The organism is Phytoactinopolyspora endophytica, from assembly GCF_004138495.1.
Classification (GTDB): domain Bacteria; phylum Actinomycetota; class Actinomycetes; order Jiangellales; family Jiangellaceae; genus Phytoactinopolyspora; species Phytoactinopolyspora endophytica.
Window position 1 is genome coordinate 245,377 of sequence record NZ_ML142857.1, and the last position, 4,962, is coordinate 250,338.

Annotated in this window: 6 protein-coding genes; all 6 read right to left on the bottom strand. The window is 69.5% G+C overall.

Annotation, left to right across the window (positions count from 1 at the left end; genetic code table 11):
• The coding region (locus ELR45_RS38375; protein WP_205856859.1) for an ATP-binding cassette domain-containing protein at positions 1-550 on the bottom strand (550 nt) is incomplete at its 3' end.
• 34 nt (positions 551-584) lie between these two features.
• Positions 585-2,150 (bottom strand): ABC transporter substrate-binding protein, encoded by a 1,566-nt coding sequence (locus tag ELR45_RS19015; protein ID WP_165367915.1) that lies wholly within the window; start codon positions 2,148-2,150, stop codon positions 585-587.
• 64 nt (positions 2,151-2,214) lie between these two features.
• Entirely contained in the window at positions 2,215-3,114 is a 900-nt protein-coding gene (locus tag ELR45_RS19020; protein WP_129667783.1) for an ABC transporter permease, read from the bottom strand.
• Positions 3,115-3,126: 12 nt separating this feature from the next.
• The gene (locus ELR45_RS19025; protein WP_129667784.1) at positions 3,127-4,068 is read right to left on the bottom strand and encodes an ABC transporter permease; all 942 of its coding nucleotides are present in this window, start codon (positions 4,066-4,068) and stop codon (positions 3,127-3,129) included.
• Complete coding sequence (locus tag ELR45_RS42130; RefSeq protein ID WP_276320701.1) at positions 4,065-4,187, bottom strand: hypothetical protein; 123 nt, start codon at positions 4,185-4,187, stop codon at positions 4,065-4,067. Before ELR45_RS42130 ends, ELR45_RS19025 begins: the two co-directional genes overlap by 4 nt.
• Entirely contained in the window at positions 4,184-4,894 is a 711-nt protein-coding gene (locus ELR45_RS42135) for a GntR family transcriptional regulator (RefSeq protein WP_129667785.1), read from the bottom strand. The genes ELR45_RS42130 and ELR45_RS42135 overlap by 4 nt, the downstream gene beginning before the upstream one ends.
• Between the last annotated feature and the right edge of the window lie 68 nt (positions 4,895-4,962).

Sequence of the window (4,962 nt, forward strand, 5' to 3'; positions counted from 1 at the left end):
CCGTGGTGGGCTCGTCGGCGACCAGCAGGCGCGGCTGGGCGGCAATCGCCAACGCGATCGCCGCCCGCTGCCGCATGCCGCCGGACAGCTCGTGCGGATACTGCCGCATCCGCCGTTCCGGATCGGACAGCCTCGCCCGCTCCAGGGCCTCGATCGCCCGTTCCCGGGCCTGCGACGCAGACAGGTCCCCATGCGCGCGGATCGCATCTCTCACCTGGGTCCCGATCGTCAGCAACGGGTTCAATGCGCTGGTCGGGTCCTGGAAGACCATCGCGATCCGGTCGCCGCGCACCGCCCGCCAGCCGTCCTCGTCGAGGTCGAGCAGATCGGTCCCCTCGAAGCGGATCCGGCCCGCCACCGCGGCCGACCGGGGGTTGAGCCCGAGCACGCTCATGGCGGTGGCGGTCTTTCCGGAGCCGGACTCCCCGACGATCGCGAGCGTCTCTCCGGCGTCGACGTGCAGGTCGACGCCGGCCACAGCGGGCACGGGAATCGCGTCGGGGCCGGCGTCGAAGGTGACGCGGAGATCCTCGATCTCGAGCAGAGGCATGGGATAGGCTCCAGTCAGCAGGGCACGGTCGTGGTCACTCGGCGAGGTAGGCTTCGTCGAGCCGCCACTGGCCGTCCACGTCCAGGGCGATGCCCTCGACGTTCGAGCGACGGTTCAGCGGATTGCGCGGCTGGTAGAGGAACACCCAGTAGTTCTCGTCGATGACGCGCTGCTGGACCGCGATGTAGTCCTCGGCCCGAGCATCCTGGTCGTCGGTGGCGACCGCATCGGTCAGCAACCGGTCCAGCTCCTCGTCCTGCACGCCCGACCAGTTGTTCGGAGCATCGGTCGTGAAGTAAGGGTCGAACGAAAGTGACGGGTCCAGCCGCGGGACGTCGATGACCAGGATCCCGGCGTCGAAGTCCTTCTCCCGCATCCGACTCAGTTGGGTCTCCGCCTCCAACGGCTCGACCTGCACCGAGAACCCGGCCTCGCCCAGCTGAGCCTGCAGCAGTTCAGCGATCATCGGGTCCGGCTGACGGTTCCGTGCCACGATCGTGATCTCGGTGCCGAGTAGCCCGGCCGATTCGAGGATGTCGTGTGCGCCGGCCGGGTCCAGCTCCGGCGGGGTGATGTCGCCGTCGTAGAACCAGTCGCCCTCGACCGCGAACGATGGGGCCAGATCGAACTCGTCCCCGGCAGCGGCCCGCCCGATCGCGTCCCGGTCCACCGCCATCGCCACGGCCTCCCGGATCGCGGGGTCGTCGAACGGTGGCCGGGTCGCGTTCAGCGTCATGTAGTACGAGCGCCGGAGGCCGACATCCTCGATCGTGATGTCGGGATTGTCGGCAAGCTGAGTGAACTCCTCGGGCGGCAGCACCCGCACCATGTCCACGCCGCCGGTCTGCAGCTCGGTACGCAGCGTCGACGGGTCGGTGATGAAGCGGACCGTGAGCCCGTCGAGCTTGGGCAGCGACTCGCCGTCGGCGTCGGTGCGCCAGTAGTCCTCATTGGCCGAGGCAGTGAGTGTGGCATTGGTGCGCCACGAGTCGAAAACGAACGGACCGGTTCCGACCGGGGCCCGGCCAAAACCCTCGGCGTCCGTCTCGATGGCCGCCGGGGAGCCCATCATCCCGGCCTCGTGGGCGAGATTGACGAACAGCAAGGGGTCGGTCCGGTTCAGGTCCAACCGCACGGTGTGCTCGTCCACCGCGGTGACCCCGTCGATGCTCCCCAGCCCGGCCGCCTTGACGCTGCCGCTGTCGTCGTCGCGGGCCCGGTCGAGGTTGACCACGACGGCGTCGGCGTCGAACGGCGTACCGTCGTGGAACGTGACGTCGTCGCGGAGCGTGAACGTCACCGAGCTCTCGTCGGACTCCCAGCTCTCGGCCAGGGCCGGGACGAACTCGCCGTTACGCTCCTGCCGGATCAGCGTATCGAAGAAGGCGTTGAGCAGATGCCGGTCGGAGGAGATCCGGCTGCTGAGGATCGGGTCGAGGTCAGGCGGCTCGTTGTCGAAGCCGATGGTCAGGTTTCCGCCTCCACCGCCTCCGCCGCTGCCTCCGCCGTCGGAGGCCGGCGAATCGTCGGAACCGCACGCGGCCACGGCCAGCAGAACGGCCGCGCCGAGGGCCAGGCCGGATGTTACGCGTCTTCTCATGGTGCACCCTTCGTCGTTGGGGGGTGAGACAGCAGATACGTGGTGGTCAGGATGGTGCCGGGACTCAGACCTCTTCCGGGCCGTGCGCATCGAGAGCGTCCCGCAACGCGTCGGCGAGGAGGTTGAATGCAGCGATGGTGAGCAGCAAAGCCAGGCCGGGGAAGACGGCCATGGCCCAGTTCGTCTCCAGCCGGGTGACGCCGGAGGCCACCATGGCGCCCCAGCTCGAATCCGGCGGCTGGATGCCCAGCCCGAGGAAGCTCAGCGACGCCTCCGCCATGGCGGCCGTGGACAACTGGAGAGCCGCGAACACCAGCAGCGTGCCGGACAGGTGTGGCAGAAGGTGGCGAAGCATGACCGCGCGCGAAGGCACGCCGACGATCCGGGCCGCGGACACCCACTCGCGACTGCGCAACGACAGCACCTCGGCGCGAACGACGCGGGCGAACCGCGGTGTCAGCACCACCGCGATCGCGATCAGCGCGTTGCGCAGCCCCGGGCCAAGTGCCGCGACGATGGTCAGGGCCAGAACCAGCAGCGGGAATGCCATGAGTCCGTCGACGACGCGCATCAGCACCGCGTCTACCCAGCCGCCGCGATACCCCGCCAGGAGCCCGAGCGCCGTGCCGGCGACGAGCGAGATGCCGACCGCCACGGCGGCCACCTGCAGGATCACCACGGAGCCACCGACGACCCGGGCGAGGATGTCGCGGCCGAGCTCGTCGGTGCCGAACGGGTGCGCCGCGGAAGGACCGGACATCAGCGTATCGGTGTCCGGCGTGGTCATCGCGTCGCGAAACAGCGGGCCCAGCGCGCTGCCCAGCACGATGAAGATCACCACGGCGGCGCCGGCCAGGAACCTGCGGTCGCGGAGCAGCCGCCGCAGCACGGGCCGGGAGACGCCTTCGGCCGCGGCTGCGCCTGCGGCACCGGCGTCGGGCAGCGTGCTGTTCTCGGAAGACACGGGCGCCCCTCCTCAGTAGACGATGCGCGGGTCGAGCCACGCGTAGATCAGGTCGGCGACGAGGTTCACCAACAGGACGAAGACGACGATCACCAGGACCGCCCCCTGGACCAGCGGCAGGTCGCGAGCGAAGATCGCGTTCACCACGAGCGTGCCCATCCCGGGCAGCGCGAAGATCGTCTCGGTGGTCACGGTGGCGCTCATCAGGACGCCCACCTGCAACGCGACCACCGTCACCACCGGAACCAAGGCGTTGCGCAGCGCGTAGACCACCACGGTCCGGCGCCGGGACAGTCCCGTCGCCCGCGCGGTCCGGACGTAGTCCTCGCCGAGTGCGGCCAGCAGCGAGCCACGGGTCTGCCGCATCGCGACCGCCACCACCGTGCTGCCAACGGTGACGGACGGCAGCACCATCCGGGTCAGGTTGCCGACGAGGTCGTCACCGATTGCGACGTAGCCTGATGCGGGGAGCACACCCCACCAGACGGCGAAGACCAAGACCAGCAGCGCGGCGAGGAAGAAGTTCGGGATCGCCAGGCCGAACACCGACAGGCCGGTGAGTACCGAGTCGGTGCCGCTGCGCTGCCGCACCGCGGCGACGACGCCCGCCGGAATCCCGATGACGACGGCGAGCACCAGCGAGAACACCATGAGCTGGACGGTCGCGGGCAACCGGTCGGCGATCACACCGCCCACCGGTTCCGCGGTAATCCACGACTCGCCCAAGTCCCCACGGACGACACCGCCGACCCAGGTGGCGAACTGGTTCCACAGCGGCTGATCGAGACCGAGGTCGGCACGGAGCGCGGCGCGTTGCTCGTCCGTGGCCTCCAGCCCCAAGATGGCTGTGGTCGGGTCCCCGGGCAGGACACGGAGCAGCACGAACAGGGCGACCGCGACCACGGCAAGCACCGGGACAAGCTGAACGAGGCGTCGCAGGACATACGTCGTCATCGCGACACCGCCGAGACCAGCTGGTCGTGCAAGGCTGCGGCGACGCGGTCACGCGCCTCGGCAAGGTCCACGCCGTCCCCGTCGAATCGGGCAGCGCACGCCTCGCACGTCGGTGTCACGACTCGTCCTCCAGCAGCTCGAGGATGTTCCGGGCCGAGGTCTCGATGTGCTGGCGGCTCAGATCCTCGGTGCGGTCGGCGTCGCCATTCTCTGCGGCTTCGAGGATGGCCAGGTGCTCACCGGCCTCGGAGGCGGCCGTCGCCCGCAACCGCCAGCCCGCGGTGGCGACGAACGCGGTAAGGTCCTGGAGCTGGTCGAGGAAGTCGCACAGGAAGGTGTTGCCGCAGCCGGCGTATATCTCGCGATGGAACCGCCGGTTGGCAATACTCAACCGCGCCGAGTCGTCGCGGGCCAGGTACTGCGCGGACTCCTCGAGCGCCTGCCGAGCCCTGCGCAGCGATTCCGCGTCGCCGCGCAGGCACGCCAACCGGCAGGCCTCGGGCTCCACGGTCGCGCGAGCGATATAGAGCTCACGGACCAAGGCGGCATCGAGCCGGCGCACACTGACACCCTGATGGACGTTTACCTCGACCAGGCCGCTGGACCGCAACTGCTTGAGCGCCTCGCGGACCGGCGTCTTCGACACCCCGAGCATCTCGGCCAGTTCGCGCTCGACGAGCGGCCGCCCGGGCGGCAACGTGCCGTCGAGAATCGCACCACGCAGCGCGTCGCGCACCCGGTCGGTGCGCGACACCGGCTCGCCGAGTGGGGGTAGCGCCGGCACCGGCTCAGCCACTGTGCCCGGGAACAGATTCGCGTCTGGCATGCCGATATCTTGGTATACCACCACACCAAATGCAAGACCCTGGGCATGGGAATGTCACAAGGCCAGGG